Source organism: Alloyangia mangrovi (assembly GCF_002300555.2).
Classification (GTDB): domain Bacteria; phylum Pseudomonadota; class Alphaproteobacteria; order Rhodobacterales; family Rhodobacteraceae; genus Salipiger; species Salipiger mangrovi.
On record NZ_NTHN02000018.1, the window covers coordinates 52,938 to 76,942 of the forward strand.

General features: G+C 68.0%; 21 protein-coding genes and 2 pseudogenes. 12 read left to right on the forward strand and 11 right to left on the reverse strand.

Features of this window, described 5'->3' with window-relative positions:
- The 5 genes and pseudogenes from CLG85_RS11635 (at position 1) to argC (ending at position 5,253) form a co-directional block, all read left to right on the forward strand.
- Positions 1–180 carry a hypothetical protein gene (locus CLG85_RS11635; RefSeq protein WP_095881157.1) on the forward strand — a complete coding sequence of 60 codons (180 nt, stop codon included), beginning with the start codon at positions 1–3 and terminating at the stop codon, positions 178–180.
- A gap of 1 nt (position 181) precedes the next feature.
- A complete protein-coding gene (locus CLG85_RS11640; protein ID WP_095881156.1) occupies positions 182–1,141 on the forward strand; it encodes a calcium/sodium antiporter in 960 nt (319 codons plus the stop codon).
- 21 nt (positions 1,142–1,162) lie between these two features.
- Positions 1,163–1,951: an SDR family oxidoreductase gene (locus tag CLG85_RS11645; protein WP_095881155.1), complete on the forward strand. Its 789-nt coding sequence runs from the start codon at positions 1,163–1,165 to the stop codon at positions 1,949–1,951.
- 355 nt (positions 1,952–2,306) lie between these two features.
- Positions 2,307–4,185: pseudogene (gene uvrC, locus CLG85_RS11650) on the forward strand (excinuclease ABC subunit UvrC); the annotation flags it as partial.
- 126 nt (positions 4,186–4,311) lie between these two features.
- Positions 4,312–5,253 carry an N-acetyl-gamma-glutamyl-phosphate reductase gene (gene argC / locus CLG85_RS11655; RefSeq protein WP_095881153.1) on the forward strand — a complete coding sequence of 314 codons (942 nt, stop codon included), beginning with the start codon at positions 4,312–4,314 and terminating at the stop codon, positions 5,251–5,253.
- A gap of 192 nt (positions 5,254–5,445) precedes the next feature.
- Here the strand turns inward: argC and ychF are convergent, their stop codons facing one another.
- The 4 genes from ychF to CLG85_RS11675 are packed head-to-tail and all read right to left on the reverse strand — an operon-like array spanning position 5,446 to position 9,487.
- Positions 5,446–6,543, reverse strand: a complete 1,098-nt coding sequence (gene ychF, locus CLG85_RS11660; protein ID WP_095881152.1) for a redox-regulated ATPase YchF — start codon at positions 6,541–6,543, stop codon at positions 5,446–5,448.
- 43 nt (positions 6,544–6,586) lie between these two features.
- Complete coding sequence (locus CLG85_RS11665) at positions 6,587–7,972, reverse strand: MATE family efflux transporter (RefSeq protein ID WP_224847273.1); 1,386 nt, start codon at positions 7,970–7,972, stop codon at positions 6,587–6,589.
- Between the two features lie 37 nt (positions 7,973–8,009).
- Complete coding sequence (locus CLG85_RS11670; protein WP_260348917.1) at positions 8,010–8,939, reverse strand: nickel/cobalt transporter; 930 nt, start codon at positions 8,937–8,939, stop codon at positions 8,010–8,012.
- Positions 8,924–9,487, reverse strand: a complete 564-nt coding sequence (locus tag CLG85_RS11675) for a DUF1007 family protein (protein ID WP_235865505.1) — start codon at positions 9,485–9,487, stop codon at positions 8,924–8,926. Before CLG85_RS11675 ends, CLG85_RS11670 begins: the two co-directional genes overlap by 16 nt.
- A 180-nt stretch (positions 9,488–9,667) precedes the next feature.
- On the opposite strand from CLG85_RS11675, the gene CLG85_RS11680 reads away from it, so the two are divergent.
- Positions 9,668–10,300 carry a DUF2461 family protein gene (locus CLG85_RS11680; RefSeq protein ID WP_095884154.1) on the forward strand — a complete coding sequence of 211 codons (633 nt, stop codon included), beginning with the start codon at positions 9,668–9,670 and terminating at the stop codon, positions 10,298–10,300.
- A gap of 9 nt (positions 10,301–10,309) precedes the next feature.
- On the opposite strand, the gene ppk2 is transcribed toward CLG85_RS11680, so the two are convergent.
- Positions 10,310–11,284 (reverse strand): polyphosphate kinase 2, encoded by a 975-nt coding sequence (ppk2, locus tag CLG85_RS11685; protein WP_095884153.1) that lies wholly within the window; start codon positions 11,282–11,284, stop codon positions 10,310–10,312.
- A 68-nt stretch (positions 11,285–11,352) separates the two neighbouring features.
- Positions 11,353–12,259: pseudogene (locus CLG85_RS11690) on the reverse strand (NAD-dependent epimerase/dehydratase family protein).
- Between the two features lie 186 nt (positions 12,260–12,445).
- On the opposite strand from CLG85_RS11690, the gene trpA reads away from it, so the two are divergent.
- The 6 genes from trpA (at position 12,446) to CLG85_RS11720 (ending at position 17,957) form a co-directional block, all read left to right on the forward strand.
- Entirely contained in the window at positions 12,446–13,237 is a 792-nt protein-coding gene (gene trpA, locus CLG85_RS11695; protein WP_224847266.1) for a tryptophan synthase subunit alpha, read from the forward strand.
- A 220-nt stretch (positions 13,238–13,457) separates the two neighbouring features.
- Positions 13,458–14,351 (forward strand): L-threonate dehydrogenase, encoded by an 894-nt coding sequence (ltnD, locus tag CLG85_RS11700; protein ID WP_260348918.1) that lies wholly within the window; start codon positions 13,458–13,460, stop codon positions 14,349–14,351.
- Positions 14,351–15,577 carry a 3-oxo-tetronate kinase gene (gene otnK / locus CLG85_RS11705; RefSeq protein WP_095884519.1) on the forward strand — a complete coding sequence of 409 codons (1,227 nt, stop codon included), beginning with the start codon at positions 14,351–14,353 and terminating at the stop codon, positions 15,575–15,577. Before ltnD ends, otnK begins: the two co-directional genes overlap by 1 nt.
- Complete coding sequence (gene otnC / locus CLG85_RS11710) at positions 15,574–16,218, forward strand: 3-oxo-tetronate 4-phosphate decarboxylase (RefSeq protein ID WP_260348919.1); 645 nt, start codon at positions 15,574–15,576, stop codon at positions 16,216–16,218. Before otnK ends, otnC begins: the two co-directional genes overlap by 4 nt.
- A 3-nt stretch (positions 16,219–16,221) precedes the next feature.
- Positions 16,222–17,025: a hydroxypyruvate isomerase family protein gene (locus tag CLG85_RS11715; RefSeq protein ID WP_260348920.1), complete on the forward strand. Its 804-nt coding sequence runs from the start codon at positions 16,222–16,224 to the stop codon at positions 17,023–17,025.
- Positions 17,022–17,957, forward strand: a complete 936-nt coding sequence (locus CLG85_RS11720) for a 2-hydroxyacid dehydrogenase (RefSeq protein ID WP_095884497.1) — start codon at positions 17,022–17,024, stop codon at positions 17,955–17,957. The genes CLG85_RS11715 and CLG85_RS11720 overlap by 4 nt, the downstream gene beginning before the upstream one ends.
- A 90-nt stretch (positions 17,958–18,047) precedes the next feature.
- Here the strand turns inward: CLG85_RS11720 and CLG85_RS11725 are convergent, their stop codons facing one another.
- From CLG85_RS11725 to CLG85_RS11745, 5 genes are all read right to left on the reverse strand, one after another.
- Positions 18,048–19,328 carry an MFS transporter gene (locus CLG85_RS11725; protein WP_260348921.1) on the reverse strand — a complete coding sequence of 427 codons (1,281 nt, stop codon included), beginning with the start codon at positions 19,326–19,328 and terminating at the stop codon, positions 18,048–18,050.
- Positions 19,329–19,467: 139 nt separating this feature from the next.
- Positions 19,468–20,373 (reverse strand): sugar kinase, encoded by a 906-nt coding sequence (locus tag CLG85_RS11730; RefSeq protein ID WP_260348922.1) that lies wholly within the window; start codon positions 20,371–20,373, stop codon positions 19,468–19,470.
- Positions 20,370–21,521, reverse strand: coding sequence for a fumarylacetoacetate hydrolase family protein (locus CLG85_RS11735; RefSeq protein ID WP_095883377.1), 1,152 nt, complete (start codon positions 21,519–21,521; stop codon positions 20,370–20,372). The genes CLG85_RS11730 and CLG85_RS11735 overlap by 4 nt, the downstream gene beginning before the upstream one ends.
- Positions 21,522–21,573: 52 nt before the next feature.
- A complete protein-coding gene (locus CLG85_RS11740; RefSeq protein ID WP_095883376.1) occupies positions 21,574–22,947 on the reverse strand; it encodes an FAD-binding oxidoreductase in 1,374 nt (457 codons plus the stop codon).
- Positions 22,948–23,074: 127 nt separating this feature from the next.
- Positions 23,075–23,986 carry a dihydrodipicolinate synthase family protein gene (locus CLG85_RS11745; RefSeq protein ID WP_095883375.1) on the reverse strand — a complete coding sequence of 304 codons (912 nt, stop codon included), beginning with the start codon at positions 23,984–23,986 and terminating at the stop codon, positions 23,075–23,077.
- Positions 23,987–24,005 lie beyond the last annotated feature (19 nt).

Below are 24,005 nucleotides of genomic sequence, written 5' to 3' on the forward strand. Positions count from 1 at the left end.
ATGCTGGCGAAGGTCGTCGCCCTGTTCCTGGTGGTCATCGCGGTGCTGGGAATCTTCGGCAAGCTGCGCATGCCTGGGATCGGGCGGCTGAGCCGCCGCGAGGCGGGAAGGAAATGTCCGCGCTGCGGCCGGTACAGGATCGGCAAGGGGCCGTGCCCCTGCGGCGAACGAAAGGTCTGAAATGGTATTTCTCTACGCGGCCCTCGGCCTTGTGATCCTGCTTCTGGCGGGGGATGCGCTGGTCAAGGGGGCGGTGAACCTGTCCTTGCGCATGGGCATCCCGGCGCTGATCGTCAGCCTCACCATCGTCGCCTTCGGCACCTCGGCACCCGAGTTGCTGATCTCGATCCAGGCCGCGCTCGACGGGGTGCCTGGGATCGCGCTGGGCAACGTGGTCGGCTCGAACACCGCCAACGTGCTGCTGGTGCTGGGCATCCCGGCGCTGATCACGGTGATCCATTCCTCGACCCATGACACCCGCAAGAGCTACGCGATCATGCTTGGCGCGACGGTGCTGTTCATCGCGCTGGCCTTCCGTGGGGTCTTCGACTGGATCGCCGGGCTGACCATGCTGGCGGTGATGGCGGTGATCCTCTGGGATTCGGTGCGCGACGCGCTCTGCCACCGCAAGAACGGCAAGGAGGCGGCCTGCGAGGCCGACGAGCTCGAAGAGCCCGAGGGCGCGGACCCGGACATGCCGGGCTGGAAGATCGCGCTCTACCTGCTGCTGGGCCTTGTCGGCCTGCCGGTGGGGGCAAACTTGCTGATCGACAGCGCCACCGAGATCGCCGAGATGTTCGGGGTGCCGGACACGGTGATCGGTCTGACGCTGGTGGCCCTCGGCACCTCGCTGCCCGAGCTGGCGACGACCGTCATGGCGGCGATCCGCAAGCAGGCGGACGTGGCGCTCGGCAACGTGATCGGCTCGAACGTCTTCAACCTTCTGGCGATAATCGGCGTGGCCTCGCTGATCAAGCCGATGCCGGTGGACCCGCAGTTCCTCAGCTTCGATCTGTGGGTGATGCTCGGCGCCTCGCTTCTGCTCGTGCCCTTCGTCTTCCTCGGCCGGGACATCGGCCGGGTCTGGGGGGTGATCCTCTCGGCGCTCTACCTCGGTTACGTGGCAGCGGTTCTGATTTAAACGGTTTCGGGGGAGAAACGCATGGGACTCGAAAAACGCGCGCTGGTCACCGGCGCGGGCAAGCGGCTGGGCCGCGCAATGGCGCTCTACCTCGGTGAGCGCGGCTTCGATGTGGCAGTGCATTACGGCGGCTCGGCAGAGGCGGCGGAAGAGGTGGCGCAGGCGCTCCGGGCCATGGGCCGCACTGCGGTCACGCTGCAGGCGGACCTGCTCGACGAGGCGCAGAGCGAGACCCTGGTGGCGCGCGCCGCCGAGGCGCTTGGTGGGCCGCTCGGGGTGCTGATCAACAACGCCTCGATCTTCGAGCATGACGACATTGCGACCGCGACCCGCGCCAGCTGGGACCGTGCGATGGAGTCGAACCTGAGGGCGCCCTTCGTGCTGCTGCAGGGCTTCGCCGCCCAGGCCCCCGAGCCTGAGACCGACTCGCGCGGCGAGCCGCGGGCGCGGGCGCTCTGCGTCAACATGCTCGACCAGCGGCTGCGCAAGCTGACGCCGGAGTTCATCAGTTATACGCTGGCCAAGTCGGCGCTCTGGACGCTGACCCAGACCGGCGCGCGGGCGCTGGCGCCGCAGGTGCGGATCAATGCCATCGGGCCTGGGCCGACGCTGCAGGGCGCCGACCAGAGCGCCGAGGGCTTCGCCAAGCAACGCGCGGCGACGGTGCTGCAGCGTGGCTCCAATCCCGAGGACATCTGCGGCGCGCTGGGGTACTTCCTCGACGCGCCGGGGGTCACCGGGCAGTTCCTCTGCACCGATGGCGGGCAGCATCTCGCCTGGGAAACGCCGGACACCTGCGACCGGGAATAAGGTCGCAGTTTGCCCTGCTTGGGGAGTCCTTGCGGCAGCCCCTCAGGGAGTCCCTGCGGCAAGTTGTACACGTGTCACAGTTGCTTCACAGATCCGTTAGGAAAGCGTCAAGCTTTCAAGGGTTTGGAGCTGGATTTTGAAATCTTTCCAGCAATATCAATGTGTTATTATTTAGCCTAAATATTGTGCAAATCAACGAAACCGCCCAGATACAAGGGAAAATCAGCGAAGCCGGGATTTGACCCTCAGGGTTATCCACAGGAATGGTGGATGCATTCCTCCTTGATCTCGGGGGGCCGGCATTGCAGCGAGGCGCAGAATCAAGGCAATCCGTGAACAGACCGGAAACGACGTGATGGACGACGAAGCAGACATCCAGAAAACGGCACCGAAACGTGGCTACGAGGTGATCCAGGGTTACCTGCGGACGCTGGATTCGAGCCCCGGCGTCTATCGCATGCTCGATGACCAGAGCCGGGTGCTCTACGTCGGCAAGGCGCGCAACCTCAAGGCGCGGGTGTCGAGCTACTCGCGGCCCTCGGCGCAACACTCGCGGCGGATCACCCGGATGATCTCGGACACCGCCTCGATGATGTTCCTGACCACGCGCACCGAGACCGAGGCGCTGCTGCTCGAGCAGAACCTGATCAAGCAGCTGAAGCCGAAGTTCAACGTGCTGCTGCGCGACGACAAGAGCTTTCCGAACATCCTCGTCACCACCGGGCACGACTTCCCGCAGATCAAGAAGCACCGCGGCGCGAAGACCGAGAAGGGCGCCTACTATGGCCCCTTCGCCAGCGCCGGGGCGGTGAACCGCACGCTGACTCAGCTGCAGCGGGTGTTCCTGCTGCGCAATTGCACCGACTCGATGTTCGAGAGCCGCACGCGGCCCTGCCTGCTGTTCCAGATCCGCCGCTGCTCGGGGCCCTGCACCGGCGAGATCAGCCGCGAGGACTACGCCGAGTCGGTCGCCGATGCGCAGCGGTTCCTCTCGGGCAAGTCCACCGAGATGCAGGCGCGGCTTGCCGACCAGATGATGGCAGCCTCCGAGGCGATGGAGTTCGAGCGTGCCGCGGCGCTGCGCGACCGTATCCGGGCGCTCACGCAGGTGCAGTCGGTGCAGGGGATCAACCCGCAAGGGGTGGAGGAGGCAGACGTCGTGGCGCTGCACCTCGAGCACGGGCAGGCCTGCGTGCAGGTCTTCTTCATCCGCTCGGGCCAGAACTGGGGCAACCGCGACTTCTATCCGCGGGTCGGCGAGGACGTGGAGGAGGCCGAGGTGCTCGAGGCCTTCCTCGGCCAGTTCTACGACAGCAAGGAGCCGCCGCGTCTGCTGCTGCTCAGCCACGAGATCGAGAACGCCGACCTGATGTCCGAGGCGCTCTCGGGCAAGCTCGGCCGCAAGGTCGAGATCGCCGTGCCGAAGCGGGGCGAGAAGGCCGAGCTGATCGAGGGCGCGGCGCGCAATGCCCGCGAGAGCCTCGCCCGGCGCATGGCCGAGACTGCGACACAGGCCAAGCTGCTGCGCGGCGTGGCCGACGCCTTTGGCCTCGACGGGCCGCCGCAGCGCATCGAGGTCTACGACAACTCGCACATCATGGGCACCAATGCGGTCGGCGGGATGATCGTTGCCGGGCCGGATGGCTACATGAAGAACCAGTACCGCAAGTACAACATCCGCGGCGAGGAACTGGTGCCGGGCGACGACTTCGGCATGATGAAGGAGGTGCTGACGCGCCGCTTCACCCGGCTGTTGAAGGAGGACCCGGACCGCTCGAAGGGGCTCTGGCCCGACTTGCTGCTGATCGATGGCGGCGCGGGGCAGGTCTCGGCTGTCTGGGAGATCATGCAGGAGCAGGGGGTCGAGGACATCCCAATGATCGGCGTCGCCAAGGGTGTTGACCGCGACCACGGCAAGGAAGAGTTCCACCGCATCGGCACGCGGCCCTTCGCGCTGCAGCGCAACGATCCGGTGCTCTACTTCATCCAGCGCCTGCGCGACGAGGCGCACCGCTGGGCCATCGGCACCCACCGTGCCAAGCGCGCCAAGGCGCAGATGGCCAACCCGCTCGACGAGGTGCCGGGCGTCGGCGCCGCGCGCAAGCGCGCGCTCTTGCAGCACTTCGGCTCGGCCAAGGCCGTCGCCCGGGCGAATCTGGCGGATCTCAAGGCGGTGGACGGCGTCAGCGAGGCGCTGGCCGAGCGCATCTACGACTTGCTTCCACGAGGAAGGGGTAGGGGCGAGTTTCTTCGAAGAAACGTGCAAAGCCTCGAGCTTTGTCCGCGCGGGCGGCCGCCATAGTTTATCTGCCACGGCGTCTCTGCTATAGGGGCGCCAGATCTACCCAAGGAGAGAGGCCATGGCCCACAAGGTGTTCATCGACGGCGAGGCTGGCACGACCGGTCTGCAGATCCGCGAGCGGCTCGAGCAGCGCGCGGACATCACGCTCGTTCAGGTGGACCCGGCCCGACGCAAGGATGCCGGCGCGCGCTCCGAGGCGCTGGCCGAGGCCGATGTGGCCATTCTCTGCCTGCCCGACGATGCCGCCCGCGAGACCGTGGCACTGGCCGCGCCGCATGGCACGAAGATCATCGATGCTTCGACCGCGCATCGCGTCGCCGAGGGCTGGGTCTTCGGCTTTGCCGAGATGGCCGAGGGGCAGCGCGACGCGATCGCCAGTGCCCAATACGTGTCGAATCCCGGCTGCTGGTCGACCTGCGCTATCGCGCTCATCCGCCCGCTGGTCGGCGCGGGGCTGATCGACCCGGCCTCGGCCCCGGCGATCTCGGGCGTCTCGGGCTACACTGGCGGCGGCAAGGGCATGATCGCCGAGTACGAGAACGGCGAAGTGGACGGCTCGTTCCTCTACGGCGCCTCGCAGGGCCACAAGCACCTGCCGGAGATCGTCAAGCACGGGCTGCTGAGCGCGGTGCCGGTCTTCGTTCCCTCGGTGGGGGCCTATGCGCAGGGTATGGCGGTGGCGGTGCAGCTGCCGGGCATGGGCGCGGACGGCGTCGCCGCAGCGGAGGCTGCGCTGAAGACCGCCTACGCCGGCGAACGCTTCGTGTCGGTGGTCGATGCCTCGGTTCACGAGCCGCGGGTCATGCCGCAGCGGCTGAACGGCACCAACGCGCTGGAGCTCTCGGTGCACGGCAACCCGGCGACGGGGGCTGTGACGCTGATGGCTGTGCTCGACAACCTCGGCAAGGGCGCCTCGGGTGCCGCGGTGCAGAACCTCAACATCATGCTCGGCTGTGACGAGGCGGCGGGGCTCGAGGCGGGGACCGCGGCGGCGGCCTGATCCTCCGGCGGGAGAAGGGGGCTCTGCCCCCGCCGCGCTGCGCGCGACTCCCCCGGGATACTTGGACCTAGAAGAAAGCGAGAGGCGCGGCCCGGTCGGGCGGCGCCTTTTTCCTTGGGGGCGGCCTCGGCAAAGAAAAACGCGGCGCCCTTTCGGAGCGCCGCGCGTCTGTCTTTCAGCCTGATGGTCGGATCAGGTGTTGAACAGGAAATGCAGGACGTCACCGTCCTTGACCACATAGGTCTTGCCCTCGGCGCGCATCTTGCCCGCTTCCTTGGCGCCCTGTTCGCCCTTGTTGGCGATGTAATCGTCATAGGCGATGGTCTCGGCGCGGATGAAGCCACGCTCGAAATCGCCGTGGATCACCCCGGCGGCCTGCGGCGCCGCGGTGCCCTGCTTGATGGTCCAGGCGCGCGCCTCCTTGGGGCCGACGGTGAAATAGGTCTCGAGGTGCAGCAGCTCGTAACCGGCGCGGATGAGGCGGTCGAGACCGGCTTCCTCGAGGCCCAGCTCCGACAGGAACATCTCGGCTTCCTCGGCGTCGAGCTGGCTGATCTCTTCCTCGATCTTGGCGGAGATCACCACGTGGCTGTTGCCCTGCGCGGCGGCCATCTCGGCGACCTTCTGCGACAGCGCGTTGCCGGTGGCAGCCTCGGACTCGTCTACGTTGCAGACGTAGAGCACCGGCTTGGAGGTCAGCAGCTGCAGCATGCGCCACTGCTTCATATCCTCGGCATCGACCTCGACAAGGCGTGCCGGCTTGCCCTGCTCGAGCATCGCCATGGCGTCCTTCATCAGGCGTTCCTGCTGGACCGCCTCCTTGTCACCGCCGCGCACCTTGCGCACGATGTTCTGCAGGCGCTTCTCCAAGCTTTCCATGTCGGCGATGATCAGCTCGGTCTCGATGGTCTCGGCGTCCGAGACCGGGTCGACGCGGCCGTCGACGTGGGTGACGTCGTCATCCTCGAAGCAGCGCAGCACATGGGCGATGGCGTCGGTCTCGCGGATGTTGGCGAGGAACTGGTTGCCGAGGCCCTCGCCCTTCGACGCGCCCTTCACCAGGCCGGCAATGTCGACGAAGGTCATCCGGGTGGGGATGATCTGCTTCGAGCCGGCGATCTCGGCCAGCGTGTCGAGCCGCGGGTCGGGCACGGCCACGTCACCGACGTTGGGCTCGATCGTGCAGAAGGGGAAGTTGGCCGCCTGTGCGGCGGCGGTCTTGGTCAGGGCGTTGAACAGGGTCGATTTGCCCACGTTGGGCAGACCCACGATCCCCATGCGAAATCCCATGTCGTGCTCCTTGGCTCGGGCTTGGCGTATGATCGCGCCGCTTCTAGTCGCCGTCCGCGCCCCTTGCAAGCGCGAGCCCGGACAGATGCGGCACCTGGCGGTGCCAGAAGCGCCAGTAGAGCAGCACCGAGGCCAGTCCGAGGCCGAGGCTCAGCCCCATCCACACGCCGCCGGCGCCGAAGCCGAGCGGGAAGCCGAGCACATAGGCCACAGGCATGCCGACCAGCCAGTAGGAGATGGCGGCGATCAGCATCGGCGCGCGGGTGTCCTTCATCCCGCGCAGCACGCCGAGCACGATCACCTGGATCGAGTCGACCAGCTGGAAGACCGCGGCCATGGCCAGAAGCAGCGTGCCGAGGCGCAGGATCTCTGCGCGGTGCGGATCCTCCGCCGAGAGGAAGAGGCTGATCAGCTGCTCGGGGATGCCGAGAAAGAGAACGACTGTCACCACGACAATGCCCAGCGACAGCGTCTGCGCTGCCACCGTGCCGCGGGTGAGGAAGGACAGATCGCTGCGCCCCATGGCCTGGCCGGCGCGCACCGTGGCGACATTCGACAGGCCGAGGTGCATCATGAAAATCGCGCCCGAGAGCTGCATGGCGATGCCATGCGCCGCAAGCGGCACCGTGCCGAGCCAGCCGACCATCACCGCGGTCGCGGCAAAGAGTGCGACCTCAGCGAGCGTGGTCAGCCCGATCGGCCAGCCAAGGCTGAAGACCTCGCGCAGCATTTCCATGTCGGGGCGCCAGAAATGGAACCAGATTTGATGCTCGGGCAGGCGTAGCCGCGCGTAGACGATGACGCCCGCCAAGGCCGCGCTGTGGGCGCAGAGCGAGGCGATGGCGGCCCCGGTGATACCGAGTTCGGGCGCGCCCCAGTTGCCGAAGATCAGCGCGTAATTCGCGAGGCCGTTCACCAGCGCGGCGATGACGGTGATCCAGAGCACGGCGCGGGTGTGCTCGAGCGCGGCGAGGTAGCTCTTGAAGACCATGACACCGAGCGCCGGCAGCAGCCCGACACCGGCGATGCGCAGGTAGGTCTGGGCGTTGGCGGCGACGAGCTCGGTCTGGCCGAGCAGCAGCAGCAGCGGCTTGGCGAACCAGAAGAGCGGCAGCGCCAGCAGGAAGAAGCCGGTCGAAAGCCAGAGCGCCATGCGCGCGGTGCGGCGCACGTGCATTTCGTCGCCGCGCGCGGCGTATTGCGCCACCATCGGCATGACCGCGAAGGCAAAGCCCGAGCCGAAGAGGAAGAGCACCGAGAAGACCGTCATCGACAGGCTGAGCGCCGCAAGCTCTGGCACCCCGTAGCGGCCCATCATCACCGTGTCGGTGAGCCCGATGGACAGCTGCGCCAGATGGCCGCCGATCAGCGGCAGCCCCATCGCCAGAACGGCGCGAATGTGGGCGGAATAGGGGAGCACTTGCGACATATTTTGGCTTTAGGAGGCAGCGGGGCTTCGCGCAACCTCAGAGTGAGCGGAGCAGCAATTGCCCTGCCAGGAGTGTGACCAAAGCGCCCGCCGCGGCCTCGAGCAGAGCCAGCGCACGGAGGGTGCCGGGCCCCGTGGCGAGCCGGCTCAGCGCGCCTTCGCGCAGGGTGACCGAGGCGAGGGCGACCACCAGCGTCACGCTGGCGGTGCCGAGGCCCATGGCAAAGGCGCCGAGGATGCCGGCACCGGCGATGCCCATGCGCCAGGTCAGGATCAGCAGGAAGAGCGCTCCGGTGCAGGGGCGCAGGGCAATGGCCCCGATCAGCAGCAGCGCGTCGCGCAGCGAGTGGACCTTTCGCGCCTGCTCGAGGCTCGGGCCATGGGCATGGCCGCAGCTCGGGCAGAGGCCATCGTGGTCATGGTCATGGTCATGGTCATGGTCATGGTCATGGTCGTGACGCGGATGCGGCTCGCGCGCCGTCCAGAGCCTGCGCGCGCCGCGCAGCAGCAGCCAAACTCCGATCGCGGCGATCGCGGCGTGGCTGGCCGGGGCGAACCACTCTTCGGCTGCCGTGGTCATCCGCTCGCGGCCCCAGCCCAGAAGGCCGACCCCGGCGTAGACCAGCAGCACCGCCGCGCCCGCCTGCGCGAGGCTCGAGGCCACCGCCAGCGCCGAGAGCCGCCAGAGGGCCACCCGCCGGCCGAGCCCGTAACCGCCGATCAGCAGCTTGCCATGGCCCGGCCCCGCGGCGTGGAAGAAACCGTAGCCGAAGCAGACCGTCATCAGCGCCAGGAGCGCGCCCGGCTCACCCGCGCGCAGCGCCCGCAGGCCCCTAGCCATGGCGTTCTGCGCCTCGCGCTGGCCTTCCATCGCCAGCAGGGTGACCCGGTCCGCGCCGCCGAAGCCCCAGAGCCATATGGCAAGCCCCAGAACCACCAGCGCAGCGGCGGTCAGGAGCCGTCGCATGTCACCTCGATGCGGTCGGCAAAATTCCGGCCGGGTTCGATTTCGAGGAACTGGTCCTCGGGGATCTGTGCCAGCTCGGCCTGCATCTTCTGCGCCGCCGCGTCGAGGTCGGGCTTGCGCACCGTGGCGCTGCAGGGGGCGGGCAGGGTGATCGGCAGGCTGGCCTCGAAGGCGATGTAATAGGTCGGATCATAGGGCTCGATCACCAGCCCCTCGGCGGGGGCAGGGGGCACGCTACGGCGGTGCACCGAGGTGATGCGCCCCTCGTCGATCGCGACGGAGACGAATTCGGGCGTGCCAAGCTCAAGCTTCCGGCCGCCCGAATACATGTAGAGATCCCCTTCGAAGCCCTCGTACCAATTGTCGAGATCGAAGCGCTCCAGCGCGGTCAGCTCGGCGGCGGTCAGCGCGCCGTCGCCATCGGGATCGAGCCCCATGTCCTCGAGGATCAGCAGCGAAAAGAAATCATCGTAGCGCCAGGTGACCTCGACCGAGGTGATCCGGCGTTCGGCATCGAGGTCCAGCGCCAAGCCGACATTGGCGAACACATGAGGGTGTGCGAGCGCCGGAGCGGCAATGCAAATCCCGGCCAAGGTCGCGCAAAGCCGAGCGACTCCCCGAGGTTCGGCACAAAGGTTAAGCTTTGTTTTGCCTTGGGGCATGCCTTTTCCTGCGCTCATGTTAGGCTGGCCATATTTGAGACATGATTCCCTTGGGAAGTTTTTTTTATGGCTAGTTTGATTGATCTGACGGCGTTCGCGCCTCAGGCCCGGCGTTTTCTGACCGAACTCGAGGCAAACAATGATCGCGCGTGGTTCAGCGCCAACAAGCAGCGCTACGACAGCGAGGTCAAGCGCCCGGCGGAACTGATGATCGCACAGCTCACCCCCGAGCTCGAGATCCTGAGCGGAGATCTGCCGAGGCCGAAACTGTTTCGTCCGCAACGCGACGTGCGCTACAGCGACGACAAGCAACCCTTTCACACCCATCTTCACGCGCTCTGGTCCCTGCCGGACGGGCGGGCCTGGTATTTCGCGTTGTCGAAGGATTACGCCACTGCGGGCGCCGGCATCCTCGGTTTCGATGGCCGGCGGATGCTGGCCTGGCAGGCGGCGTTGATGGGGCCGGAGGGCGACGAGCTGGAGCGGATCATCGCGCGCAGTGGGGCGCGGATCGATCCGGCGCCCAGCCCGGATACCGAGGTGCCGCCGGGGCCGCGCGCCGAGCTGATGCGCCGTCCGGGCTGCGTGCTCTGGCTGGATGGCCTCTACGACGAGCTGGCGCCCGACCCGGTGGCGACGCTTCTGAGCTGCTACACGCAGTTGCAGCCGCTGCAGGACTGGCTCGGCAAACGCCTCTGAGAGCGCCGCTCAGGCGCTGCTGTTCGGCCCGGGTGTGGCGCCGAGGATGTGTTCGGAGCGGTGAATGACATGCCCCGCGCCGCCGACGATGAGCGGATCGGGCAGTGTGGCGATGCGATGGTCCTTGCCGGGGTAGTCCAGCGTCGACAGGAAATGCCGCATGCAGTCCAGCCGGGCGCGTTTCTTGTCGTCGGATTTGACCACGGTCCAGGGCGCGTCGGCGGTGTCGGTATAGAAGAACATCGCCTCCTTCGCCTCGGTGTACTCGTCCCACTTGTCGAGGCTGGCCTTGTCGATGGGCGAGAGCTTCCACTGTTTTAGCGGGTCGGTCTCGCGGCTCTTGAAGCGGACCCGCTGTTCGTCGCGGGTGACCGAGAACCAGTACTTGTAGAGCCGGATCCCCGAGCGCACGAGCATCCGCTCCAGCTCGGGCGTCTGGCGCATGAACTCGAGGTACTCATTGGGCTCGCAGAAGCCCATGACCCGCTCGACCCCGGCGCGGTTGTACCACGAGCGGTCATAGAGCACGATCTCGCCGGCGGTGGGCAGATGCTCGACATAACGCTGGAAATACCATTGCCCGCGCTCCTGCTCGCTGGGCTTGTTGAGCGCCACGACGCGGGCATGGCGGGGGTTGAGATGCTCGGTGAAGCGCTTGATCGTGCCGCCCTTGCCGGCGGCGTCGCGGCCCTCGAACAGCAGCACGAACTTCTGCCCGGTCTCTAGTGCCCAGAGCTGCACCTTCAGCAGCTCGGCCTGCAGCCGGGCCTTTTGCGCCTCGTAGCCACGCCGGGCCATCTTCTTGGTGTAGGGGTATTCGCCGGTCTCGAAGGCGCGGCGAATCTCGTCCTGCGTCGGCCCGTGTCGATGAGCGACATGTACCGGTGCATGTTGGGGCGCGGTCTCGGCGGGTAGGGCGGGCGCGCTGCCGGGGTCCGGTTGCGGGTCGGCGACGGGAGCGGGGGCTTTCGGCATCTCGGTCATGGCGGGGCACTTCGGACGTGTGACGGTTTCAGCCTGGGTTCTCAGCCTGCGCCCCGCCATGCGCCCTGTCAAACCCCGTGGGCCGATCCGTCCGCGAGCACGCTGCGCCAGTCGTGCGTCGGCGAAAACCCGAGCATGCGCTTGGCCTTGGCATTGCTGTAGAAGGCCTGACGCGGCTGCATCTGGCTCTTGACCGGCACTCCGTCATAGAAGCGCGCGCGGATCACCTCGTTGTCCTGCGGCACCGCCAGGTCGTCATTGGCCACGTTGAAGAGCTGGAAGCCGAGCCCGTCCGCCTCGAGGCAGCGGCTGACCATCTGCGCCAGGTCGCGCACGTCGATATAGCCGAAGATGTTGCGCAGCCGTGGCGCGGGGTCCTCGGCATAGGCGGGAAAGTCGCGGTGATAATCCTCGATCTCGCAGACGTTGGAGATGCGCAGCCCGTAGATGTCCTGGCCCGTGCGCCGCTGGATGCCGCGCGCGGTGACCTCGCTCGCCACCTTCGAGAGCGCGTAGGCATCCTCGGGAACCACCGGGTGATCCTCGTCGATCGGCAGGTACTCGGGCTTGCGCTCGCCCCGCGCGAAGCAGATGCCATAGGCGGTCTCGGAACTGGCGAAGACCACCTTGGGAATGCCCAGCGTCGCCGCTGCTTCCAGCACGTTGTAGGTCGAGAGCGTGTTGACCCGATATGTCTCGCAGTCGGGCTTGATGAGGATGCGGGCGAGGGCGCCGAAATGCACCACGGCATCGAAGCTCGACGATCCGGCGGCGTCGAGCTCGTCGAAGCCCGCAAGCGAGCTCATCGCCCCCCCAGACCTGGCCGGGGTCGGTGAGATCGGTGATCAGGTCGTGCACCCCCGGGTGGCCCAGCGGCGCGAGGTCCGCGTTCAGGATGCGGTGGCCCTGGTCGGCAAGATGCCGCACCACGTGCCGCCCCGCCTTGCCGCTGCCGCCGGTGAATAGAATGCGCATGTCGTCCTCCCTCTCTCTCTCGGGCACAGCATTCCGGCCAAAGCCGCGAAGGTCCAGAGGGGCCATTGATTTTCACCCCATTGATTTTCCCGGGCGTATCCGGCACTGGTTTCGCGACATTCCGGGAGGCGCCGCGCCGCCCGCCAGAGATCCGCCAGAGACTCGCCTGCCAAGGGAAGGACCGCCATGACCCGTATCGACGCCAAGTTCGCCGCCCTGAAAGCCGAGGGCAAGAAGGGCTTCGTCGCCTACGTGATGGCCGGGGACCCCGATTACGACCGCTCGCTCGAGCTGGTGCGTGGCCTTCCGGGCGCGGGCGTCGACGTGATCGAGCTGGGCCTGCCCTTTACCGACCCGATGGCCGATGGCGAGACCATCCAGCTCGCCGGCCAGCGCGCGCTCGAGGCCGGCATGACGCTGAACCGCACGCTGCAGCTCGTGCGCGACTTCCGCAGCGGCGACGACACCACGCCGATCGTGCTGATGGGCTATTACAACCCGATCTACAGCCATGGCGTGGACGCGTTCCTCATCGAGGCGCGCGAGGCCGGCATCGACGGGCTGATCATCGTCGACCTGCCCCCCGAAGAGGATGAAGAGCTCTGCATCCCGGCGCAGAAGGCGGGGCTCAACTTCATCCGCCTCGCCACGCCGACCACCGACGACAAGCGCTTGCCCAAAGTGCTGCAGAACACCTCGGGCTTCGTCTACTACGTCTCGATCACCGGCATCACCGGCGCCGCCGCGGCGCAGGCGGCGGACGTCGGCCCCGAGGTTGCCCGGATCAAGGCGGGCACCGACCTGCCGATCATCGTCGGCTTCGGCATCCGCACCCCGGACGCCGCCGAGAGCATTGCCTCCGTGGCCGACGGCTGCGTCGTCGGCTCGGCCATCGTCGGCGCCATGGCCGAGGGCAAGCCCATCTCCGAGGTGCTGGGCTTCGTGAAATCCCTCGCCGACGGCGCCCACCGCGCCTGATCCGGCCGGGAAGCCTTCTTGAAGCCGCGCGGCCTGGCGCCTGCGCGGCTTTTTCATGTCCGTCCCGCCCTTTCTTCTAGGGTCAAATATCCCGGGGAGCGCGAGGGGCTGGCCCCTCGCTCCTGCCCTTCGAGGGAGGCGTTACCGCCACCACCCGCATTGACTCTCCCTCCTGCAGACGCCATCCTGATTTGGTATACCATTTTGCGGGAGGAGCGCTTTGGCAGAGATCACGGTGATCGGGCTCGGCTCGATGGGCATGGGCATGGCGCAGTCGCTGCTGCGGGCGGGGCATGTGGTGCACGGGCTGGATATTTCCACCGAGCGGACCCGGGCCTTCGAGGCCGAGGGCGGCGCGCCGGGCAGCCTCGCCGAGGCGCTGGGCGCAAGCTCGGTGCTGGTCTGCGTGGTGCTCAATGCCGCGCAGACGCGCGAGGTGCTTTTCGGAGCGGGTGGCGCGGCGGAACATATGGCGGAGGGTGCCGCGATCATCTCCTGCGCCACCATCGCCCCGAGCCAGGCGCGCGAATTTGCCGAGCTTGCCTCGGCGAAAGGGCTGCACTACCTCGACGCGCCGATCTCCGGCGGGGCGATCAAGGCGGCGCAGGGGCAGCTCTCGATCATGGCCTCGGGCACGCCGGAGGCCTTCGAGGCCGCCGCGCCCGCGCTGGATGCCATGGCCGCCACCGTGCACCGGCTCGGCGACGCGGCCGGCGCGGGCAGCGCGATGAAGGCGGTGAACCAGCTTCTCGCAGGCGTGCATATCGCGGCCATGGGTGAGGCGATGGCGCTCGGCATCAGCCAGGGGCTCGACCCGGCGCGCATCGTCGAGGTGATCTCGGCCTCGGCGGGCACCAGCTGGATGTTCGAGAACCGCGGCCCCCATGTCGTGGACGGCGATTACACGCCGCGCTCGGCGGTCAACATCTGGCCCAAGGATCTCGGCATCGTCGGTGGCATCGCGGGCGAGGCGCAGCTGCCGGTGCCGATGACCGAGGCCGCGCTGGCGCAGTTCAAATCCGCCGCCGAGGCGGGCGACGCGCTGATCGACGATGCCGCGGTGATCAAGGTCTACGCCCGCGCGGCGGGACTCACCCTGCCGGGAGACGCCTGATGCTGCTGGGCTGTATCGGCGACGATTTCACCGGCTCGAGCGATCTCGGCAACACGCTGGTCAAGCAAGGCATGCGCACCGTGCAATACGTCGGCGTGCCGAAAACCGACGCCGCGCCGGATGTCGAGGCCGGCGTCGTGGCGCTGAAATCGCGCTCCATTCCCGCCGCCGAGGCGGTGAAGCTCTCGCTCGAAGCGCTGGACTGGCTGAAGGCGCAGGGCTGCGAGCAGTTCCTCTTCAAGTATTGCTCGACCTTCGATTCCACGGCCGAAGGCAACATCGGCCCGGTGGCCGAGGCGCTGGCCGAGGCTCTGGGGACCGAGAGCGTGATCTTTTGCCCGGCCTTCCCGGCGACGGGGCGGACGATCTACCAGGGCCACCTCTTCGTGCAGGACCGCCTGCTGTCGGAGAGCGGCATGGAGAACCATCCGCTGACGCCGATGAAAGACCCCGACCTGCGTCGCGTGCTCGCCGCGCAGGTCACGCGCGGTGTCGGCCATGTGCCCGCCAGCACCGTCTGGCAGGGGGCCGAGGCGATCCGTGCGAAATTGACGTCCGAGGCGCAGGCGGGCCGCGGTTTCGTCATCGCCGATGCGATCCGCGACGAGGATCTCCTGACTTGGGGCAAGGCCCTCGAGGGGACCAAGCTGCTTACCGGGGGCTCGGGCATCGCGCTTGGCCTGCCGGGCAATTTCGCGCTTTCGGGCAAGGCGGGCGCATGGACCGGGCAGGGCGGGCAGGTCGTCGCGCTCTCGGGCTCCTGCTCGAACGCCACCCGCGCGCAGGTCGCCGCCCACGCTGGGCCGAAGCGCGAGGTCACCGCCGCAGAGGCGCTTGGCGGGCTCGAAGCCGAGACCCTCGCCAACTGGGCGCTGGCGCAGGACGGGTTGCCGCTGATCTATTCCTCGGCGGAGCCTGCCACCGTTGCCGCCGCACAGCAGAAGCACGGCCGAGAGAAGGTCGCCGCAGCGCTGGAGGGGCTCTTCGCCCAGACCGCCGCCGCGCTGGCCGCCAAGGGCGTCAAGCGGATCATCAGTGCCGGGGGCGAGACCTCGGGCGCGGTGGTCGAGGCGCTGGCCCCCGAGGCGCTGGAAATCGGCCCCGAGATCGACCCCGGCGTGCCGGTCATGCGCGCGGGCGATATGGTGCTGGCGCTGAAATCCGGCAACTTCGGCGCAGAGGACTTCTTCGCCAAGGCGGCGCGCGTGATGGAGCAGGGGGCATGACCGAGAGCAAGCTGCGCGAGCAGATCTGCGAGATGGCCGCCTCGATGTTCCAGCGCGGCCTCACCGGCGGCGCTTCGGGCAATATCTCGGCCCGCACCGAGGATGGCGGGCTGCTGGTCTCTCCTACCGGCTCGAGCTTCGGCAGCCTCGATCCGGCGCGGCTCTCGCGCTTCGATGCCAAGGGCGTGCTGGTCTCCGGCGACGCCCCGACCAAGGAGATGCCGCTGCACAGCGCCTTTTACGAGACGCGCGGCAAGACCGGGGCGGTGGTGCACCTGCATTCGTGCCATGCCGTCGCGTGGTCGATGATGCCCGACATCGACCCCGAGAACCTGCTGCCGCCGCTCACCGCCTATGCGGTCATGCGGCTCGGCAAGGTGCGGCTGCTGCCCTTCTTCGTGCCGGGTGACCCGGCGATGGGGGACGCGGTGCGCGGCCTTGCCGGCAAGCGCTCGGCGGTGGTGCTGGCCAACCACGGCCCCGTCGTGGCGGGCAAGGACCTCGAGGCCGCCGTCTACGCGATGGAAGAGCTCGAGGAGACTGCCAAGCTGGCGCTGCTGCTGCATGGCCGCCAGCCGCGCATGCTCACTTCGGGGCAGGTGAAGAAGGTGGTCGACAAGTTTGACGTGGACTGGGACTGAGACATGAAGTTTTCCGCCAATATCGGCTTTCTCTACACCGAACTGCCGCTGCCCGAGCGCATCCGCGCGGCAAAGCGCGATGGGTTCGATGCGGTGGAATGCCACTTCCCCTATGACGTGCCCGCCGCCGAGATGAAGGCGGCGCTGGACGAGACCGGCTTTACCATGCTCGGGCTCAACACCGTGCCGGGCGACCCGGCAGCGGGCGATTTCGGCCTTGCCGCGCTGCCGGGTCGGCGCGAGGACGCGGCGGCGGCGGTCCGGCAAGCGGTGGCCTATGGCGCGGCGATCGGCGCGCGCAACGTGCACGTGATGGCGGGTCGCACCGATGGCGGGCCCGAGGCAGAGGCGGCCTACCGCGAGACGCTGATGCTGGCCTGCGATCTCGCGGGCGCGGCGGGCATGGGGGTGCTGATCGAGCCGATCAACCACCGCGACGTGGCGGGCTACCACCTGTCCCGCGTCGAGCATGCCGCCGAGATCGTCGAGGCGCTCGGGCGGGACAACCTGCGCATCATGTTCGACTGCTATCACACGCAGATCATGCAGGGCGACCTGATGAAACGCTTCGCCGCGCACCTGCCGATGATCGGCCACGTGCAGATCGCCGCCGTGCCCGACCGGGGCGAGCCCGATGGCGGCGAGATTTGCTTCGAACGCCTGCTGGCCTCCTTCGCGGACGCCGGCTGGGAGGCGCCGGTGGGCGCGGAATACAAGCCGCGCGGCGGGGATACGAAAGCGGGCCTCGGCTGGCTGGCCCCCCCTGCGCGCGGCGCTGGCTTGAACCGAGAAGGATTGAACAGATGACGGACGTACTGGCAGTCGGCAAGCCCGACCAGATGAGCCGCGAGCCGCTGGCCGAGCTGGGCTGGACCCACGTGGAGAGCCTCGACGCCGCGCAGGCGCTGGACGAGGAGACGCGCAAGGGCGTGAAGGCCATCGCCTTCTACGGCCACAGCCCCTTTGCCGCCGCGCAGATGGAGGCTTTCCCGAACCTCGGCCTCATCGCCAACTTCGGCGTGGGCTATGACGCGATCAACGTCGGCGACGCCTCGGCGCGTGGCATCAAGGTGACCAACACCCCGGACGTGCTGAACGACGACGTGGCCGACCTCGCCGTGGCGATGCTGCTCGATTACTGCCGCGACATGCGCGGCGCCGAGGCGCGCGTGCGCTCGGGCGCCTGGGGCAAGGAGGGCGCGCATCCGCTGCAGCGCAAGATGAGCGGGCAGAAGGCGGGCATCCTCGGCATGGGCCGGATCGGGCGCGAGATCGCCGACCGCCTTGCGGCCTTCAAGATGGAGATGCACTACCACGCGCGCTCCGAGAAGGAGACGCCGGGCTGGACCTATCACGCCGATCCCGTGGCGCTGGCGCGCGAGGTGGATTTCCTGGTGATCGCCCTCGTCGGCGGCCCGGCAACGGCGGGCTACGTCACGAAGGAGGTGCTTGAGGCGCTGGGTCCGACCGGCGTGCTGATCAACATCTCGCGCGGGACAACGGTTGACGAGGAGGCGCTGATCGAGGCGCTGCAGCAGGGCAAGATCGCCGGGGCGGGCCTCGATGTGTTCCTCAATGAACCCAACCCCGACGCGCGCTTCCTAGCGCTGGAAAACGCGGTGCTGCAGCCGCACCAGGCCTCGGCCACGCGCGAGACGCGCACCGCCATGGGCCAGCTCCAGCGCGACAACATCGCGGCCTTCCTCGCCGGCAAGGACCTGCTGACGCCGGTGAACTGACCCCGGCGAACTCAGGCGCAAGGTCCTTCGAAGGAGCTTGCAAATCTCATCGAAGAGATTTGGCCCCTGCCTGCGGCGGGGGCCTTTTCATTAGGCCGAGCGGGCGCCTGTGGCGACCCCGGCGAAGCCCGCGTCAAGCCGCCTCCAGGACCAGGCGGTCAGCACGACCACCCCCGCGGCCGCCACGTAGAAGGGCATCTGCAGCGCCAGACCGCGCGGCATCACCGCCTCGGCGGCGCTGACCACAAGGCCGGAGGCCAGCAGCCCGATCGGCATCATCCCCCAGGCGAAGAGCCGATAAGTGGCATTGACCCGTCCGAGGATCTCGTCGGGCACGTGGCGCTGGCGGTAGGAGACCGAGACCGTGTTCCACACCAGGCCGCAGAACTCGAAGGCCGCCAGCACCGCCGCCACCGCCCAGCCGTTCGGCGCCAGCGGCAGCGCGGCGAAGGCCAGCGACGAGGCCAGCGTCATCCATTGCGCCGAGGGGCCGTTGCCGAGCCTGCGCACGATGCGCTCGGCGCAGAACCCGCCCAGCACGCCGCCAAGCGCCCCCGCGGCGAGGATCAACCCGTAGCCTGAGGCGCCGAGGCCGAGGTTCTCCTGCACGTGCAGCACCAGCGCGATGACCACCATCTGGTGCAGCAGGTTCCAGACGCCGGTGATCACCGCAAGCAGGCGCAAGAGCGCCGAGCCGCGCAGGAAGGCGAGCCCGTCGCCGAGCTCCTTCTTCCAGTCGCGCCCGCCCGTCCGGCGGGGTGTGAACTGGCCCTTGAGAGACCGCATCAGCGCCACGGCGATCAGGAAGCACAGCGCGTTCAGCGCGAAGGGCAGCCAGACCACCGAGGCGATGAGGAAGGCCCCGACTGCCGGGCCGAGCAGCGCATTGCCGACCATCTCGACGCTCCAGAGCCGGCCGTTGGCGCGCTCGAGCTGGTCGTGCGGCACGATGGCCGGCAACATGGTCTGTGCGGCGCTGTCGCGGAACACCTCTGCGGTGCCGACCAGCAGCGCGCAGCCGAGGAGGGCGGTAAAGAGCGCAGGGTCCGCGGTGCCCGTGTCGGGGGCCGGCGCGAGCGGCAGGGCGTGCCAGAGGGTGAGGGCGGCCAGTGCAAAGGCGCAGGCGCGGACCACGTCCATGGCGAGGATCAGCCGCCGCCGGTCGGTGCGGTCGGTCACGACCCCGGCGGGCAGGGCAAAGAGGAACCACGGCAGCCGCAGGGTGATCGGCATCAAGGTGACCAGCAGCGGATCACGGGTCAGCAGCGTCGCCAGCCAAGCCCAGACCACCACGGCGACGCCATCGGCGAGGTTGGTCATGCCGCTGGCGAGGATGAAGCGGTGAAGGGGGCTGGAAGATGTAACGGTCACGAGGCGTCCTTGGGGAATATCAGTCGAGTCGGAGTGACCGTAATTCCCCAAGTCCGGTTGAGGTCAAACGAAACCGCCGCCCCCGCAGCAGTTTATCGAGATGCCGTGGCGGCAGGCGGCGTGCCGCCCGCGCCGGGGATCAGCCGAAGATCGAGGGCACGAGCGCGCCGCGCGCCTGGATCACCTTGGCGGCGAGGCGCATGGCCTCCGCGGCAGCCACCTGCGGCGCCTTGCCCTGCGCCAGACCGGCCAACAGCCCGGCGGCAAAGCTGTCTCCCGCGGCGGTGGTGTCGACCACGTTGGTCACCGTCTCGGCAGCGATCTCGTGCTGCCCGGCCTCGCGTTGCCACAGGTGCAGCGCCGCGCCACCCTGTTTCACTGCCACCATATCGGCACCGCCCTTGCGGTAGCGCTCGATGGTCTCGGAGGGATTGGCGTCGCCGAAGAGCTCCTCTTCCTCGTCGAAGCTCGGCAGCACGATGTCGGCGGTGCGCGCGCCCATGGTCAGGCCCGCGCGCATCGCCTCGGGGCTTTCCCAGAGGCGCGGACGCAGGTTGGTGTCGAACGACACTATCGCCCCCTTCGAGCGCGCGCGCGCCAGCGCGCCGCAGAAGGCCTCGCGCTGCTTCGGCGGCAGGATCGCAAGGGTGATGCCCGAGAAGTGGATCATCTCGCGGCCCTTGAGGATGCCATCGAGCCAGCCGAGGTCATCGGCCATCAGCTTCGCCGCCGACTGGCCGCGCCAATAGGAGAAACTGCGCTCGCCGTTATCGAGCGAGATCATATAGAGCCCGACGGTGCGGTCGGGAATCCGCCGGATTGTTGAGACATCCACGCCTTCGCCCGAAATGAACTCGAGCATTTCGTTGCTCACCGCATCCTCGCCCACGCAGGTGCCGTAGCTCACCGTCCACTCCTCCGGGAGCAGGCGGCGGGCATACCATGCAGTGTTGAACGTGTCGCCGGCAAAGCCGCGCTTGTAGAGGCCGTCTCCGGCCTGCGACAGTTCCACCATGCATTCTCCGAGGGCGAGGAAAGCAGTCACAGAAGATTTCTCCGGGCAAGGTTACGCATCAGCGCGCCGGTGCCGAAGGTCCATTCCGGGGCCTCGGTGGAGAGCCGGACTGTGTTCTGCAGCGCGCCGAGCGCGGGTTCGGAGATCGTTACAACGTCTCCGACGTGATGTGTAAACCCCTGACCGGGTGCATCGCGGTCCTCGGTGGGGGCAAAGAGCGTGCCGAGGAACAGCAAGAAGCCGTCGGGATACTGGTGATGCCGCCCGATTGTCTGCGCCACGATCGAGGCCGGGTCGCGGCTGATCTGGCTCATCGACGACGCGCCATTGAGCACGAAGCCGTCCTCGCCCTTCACCGTCATCGTCAGCTCTGCCTTTCGCACGTCATCAAGCGTGTAGCTCTCGTCGAAGAGGCGGATGAACGGGCCGATGGCACAGGAGGCGTTGTTGTCCTTGGCCTTGCCGAGCAACAGCGCCGAGCGGCCCTCGACGTCGCGCAGGTTGACGTCATTGCCCAGCGTTGCGCCGAGGATGTCGCCGCGCGAGTTGATCGCTAGAACGATCTCGGGCTCGGGGTTGTTCCACTTGCTGATCGGGTGCAGGCCGACCGTCGCGCCCCAGCCCACCGCTGCCATGGGCTGCGACTTGGTGAAAACCTCGGCGTCGGGGCCGATGCCGACCTCGAGGTATTGCGACCACATGCCTTCCTGCTGCAGCACGCGCTTCACCTCCATCGCCTTCTCGGAGCCGGGCTCGATGCCCGAGAGCGAGTCGCCGATGATGGATTTGACCTTGGCGCGGATCGCCTCGGCGGCGTCGGGATCGCCCGCCGCCTGCTCCTCGATCACCCGTTCGACCATGGACTGGGCGAAGGTGACGCCCGAGGCCTTCACCGCCTGCAGATCGCAGGGGGCCAGCAGGTGCAGCACGTCATCCCCCGCGCCTTCGGCCGAGCCTGCGGTGAGGTCCGCGAGCGTGCCGATCTCCTCGCCGGTTGCGGCGCGCAGGGTCGCGGCGGGGTCGTCCGACTCCAGCAGGTCGCGCATGGTCGACAGCGCCTTGCTGGTGATGTCCACCAGCATCTCGCCGCGCAGGGCGACCAGAGCCGGGCCGACGCCGGGGCGCCAGACGCGGCCAACAAGAAGCGCCTCGGGGGTGGGGTTGCTCTGCGGCAGCATGGGGGTCTCCTCCGTCTTCAGTCTTTTCTCATGGGTGTCGGGGCGCGGACCGTCAGTCCTCGGGCGGCAGCAGCTTGCCCGGGTTCAGGATGCCCTGCGGGTCGAAGGCGGTCTTGATCCGCCGCATCCAGTCCAGTGCGGGGCCGTGCTCGGCCTTCATGTACTTCTGCTTGCCGATGCCGATGCCATGCTCGCCGGTCACCGTGCCGCCGAGCCGCAGCGCGGTATCGTTCAGCTTGCCGGCAAAGGCGTGAACGGCCTCGACCTCGGCGGGGTCGCTCGGATCGAAGCGCACGGCGCAGTGGAAGTTGCCGTCACCGACATGGCCGACGATGGTGCAGACGAGACCCGCCGCGCGGGCATCGGCCTGCGCCTGCAGCACCGCCTCGGCGAGCTGTGAGATCGGCACGCAGACATCCGTCGCCAGCGTGCCATATTGGGCGCCGGGGCGCAGCGCACCAGAGGCGAAATGCGCGCCGTGGCGCATCTTCCACAGGGCGTTGCGGGCCTCGGTGGTGTTCGCCTCCTGCCAGGCCTCCATGCCGAAATCCTCGGCGATCTCGCGGAAGCTCTGCGCCTGCTCGGCGACGCCCGCGGGGCTGCCGTGGAACTCGACGAAGAGATGCGGCTGCTCGGGCAGGCTTGATCCCGCGTGGATGTTGAAGCCGCGCACCATCATCTCGTCGACCAGCTCGATCCGCGCCATCGGCAGCCCGGACTGGATGGTCAGGATCACGCAGTTCACCGCCTCCTCGACCGAGGGGAAGCGGCAGGTGGCCGAGGCGATGCCCTCGGGCAGCCCGTGCAGCTTCAGCGTCAGCTCGGTGATGATGCCGAGCGTGCCCTCGCTGCCGACCAGCAGGTGCGTCAGGTCATAGCCCGCCGAGCTTTTCCGCGCCTTGGTGCCGGTGCGGATGATGCTGCCGTCGGACATCACCGCCTCGAGCGCCAGCACGTTCTCGCGCAGCGTGCCGTAGCGCACCGCTGTGGTGCCGGAGGCGCGCGTCGCCGCCATGCCGCCGAGCGAGGCATCGGCACCGGGATCGATGGGGAAGAAGAGGCCCGTCGTGCGCAGTTCCTCGTTCAGCTCGGTGCGGGTGACGCCGGGCTGGACCACCACGTTGAGATCCTCGGCGTTGATCTCCAGCACCTTTTTCATGCGTGAGAAGTCGAGGCTGATGCCGCCCTTGATGGCAAGGTGCTGGCCTTCCAGCGAGGTGCCGGTGCCGAAGGGGGTGATCGGCGTGCCGGTCTCGGCGCAGAAGCGCACGATGGCGGCGACTTCCTCGGTGGTTTCGGGGAAGGCCACGGCATCGGGCATGGCGAGCGGGAAATGCGCCTCGTTCCGCGCATTCTGCTCGCGGATGGCGTCGCTGGTGGCAAGGCGGTCGCCGAGGAGTTGTTCGAGCGGCGCGAAGAGGGTCATTTCTCAGGTCTCCAAGTTGATATGCCGGGCGCGGGTCCGCCCGCTACGGACGGAAGCCAGCACCTCGGGAGCCGGGCGAATGCCCGCCCGGCGGCATTGCCGTGCGTCCGGGCGGACCGGTGCCGGCTTACTTGCCCCAGTTCAGCACGAGCGGATCGAGCGGCTTGATCAGCTCGATCAACATCGAAGCGGTGTCCGGATGCAAGGGGGCAATCGGGTGGCGGCAGAAGGCGGACTTGATCACCCCGCCGACCATCATCGCGTGCTTGGCCGAGCGGAAGCCGCATTGCCGGTTCTCGTGGTTCACCGCCGGCAGGATGCGGGCGTAGCCGTCGAAGGCCGCCTGCCGGTTGCCGGCAAGGAAATCGATGACGATCGGGCGGATCTGGTCGGGGATCATCGCCGAGGTCATGCAGCCCGTGGCGCCGGCGTCGAGATCGGCGAGCAGAGTGATCGCCTCCTCGCCGTCGAAGGGCGCCTCGATGGCCGCGCCACCCTCGGCGATCAGGCTGCGCAGCTTGGCGGCCGCCTGCGGGCACTCGATCTTGAAGAGCTTCAGCATCTCGATCTCGTTCGCCATCTTGACCAGCAGCGGCACCGGCAGGTCGACGCCCGAGAGCGGCGCATCCTGCAGCATGATCGGGATGCCGACCTCGCCCACTTGCCGGAATTGCTCGAAGGTCTGCTCGGCGGTGCCTTTCAGCAGCGCGCCGTGGTAGGGCGGCATCATCATCACGATGTCGGCGCCGAGCGCCTTGGCATTGCGCGCACGCTCCACGACGATGGGCGTTGCATAGTGCGAGATCGTCACGATCACCGGCACCCGGCCCGCCACGTGCTCGAGGCAGAGCTTGGTGAGGATAGCGCGCTCCTCGTCCGAGATCAGGAACTGCTCAGAGAAGTTGGCAAGGATGCAGATGCCGTCGACGCCCATGTCGATGGTGCAATCGAGAACGCGCTTCATCCCCTCGAGGTCGAGCGTGCCGTCCTCGTGGAACGGCGTCGGCACCACGGGCCAGCATCCGGTGTATGTCGTCATGGGTCAGGTCCTCCCGAAA